At 67.4% G+C, this 567-nt stretch carries 1 protein-coding gene; it reads right to left on the bottom strand.

Going from position 1 to position 567, the window contains the following annotated elements; translation table 11 throughout:
- The coding region (locus tag ACTOQ1_RS42950; protein WP_386164234.1) for a TCP-1/cpn60 chaperonin family protein at positions 1–567 on the bottom strand (567 nt) is incomplete at both ends.

Here is a 567-nt window from a genome sequence, read left to right as displayed (position 1 = left end):
GCCCTTGTCGAAGCGCATGCCCTCGGTGAGCTCGAGCTCGAGGCCGAAGGTGTTGCTCTCCTCGACGGTGATGACGCCTTCCTTGCCGACCTTGTCCATCGCCTCGGCGATCATCTCGCCGATCTGCGGGTCGCCCGCGGAGATGGAGGCGGTGGAGGCGATCTGCGCCTTCGTCTCCACGTCCTTGGCGAGCTTGGACAGCTCCTCCGACACGCGCTCGACGGCGGCCTCGATGCCCTTCTTCAGCGACATCGGGTTGGCGCCGGCGGCGACGTTGCGAAGACCCTCACGGACGAGAGCCTGGGCGAGCACGGTGGCGGTGGTGGTGCCGTCACCCGCGACGTCGTCGGTCTTCTTGGCGACTTCCTTGACGAGCTCGGCCCCGATCTTCTCCCACGGGTCCTCGAGCTCGATCTCCTTGGCGATGGAGACACCGTCGTTGGTGATGGTGGGGGCGCCCCACTTCTTCTCCAGCACGACGTTACGGCCCTTGGGGCCGAGGGTCACCTTGACGGCGTCCGCGAGCTGGTTCATGCCGCGCTCGAGACCGCGCCGGGCGTCCTCGTT

This window comes from Streptosporangium sp. OZ121 (genome assembly GCF_051918885.1).
Lineage (GTDB): Bacteria > Actinomycetota > Actinomycetes > Streptosporangiales > Streptosporangiaceae > Streptosporangium.
This window is presented reverse-complemented; position numbering and strand designations above follow the sequence as displayed.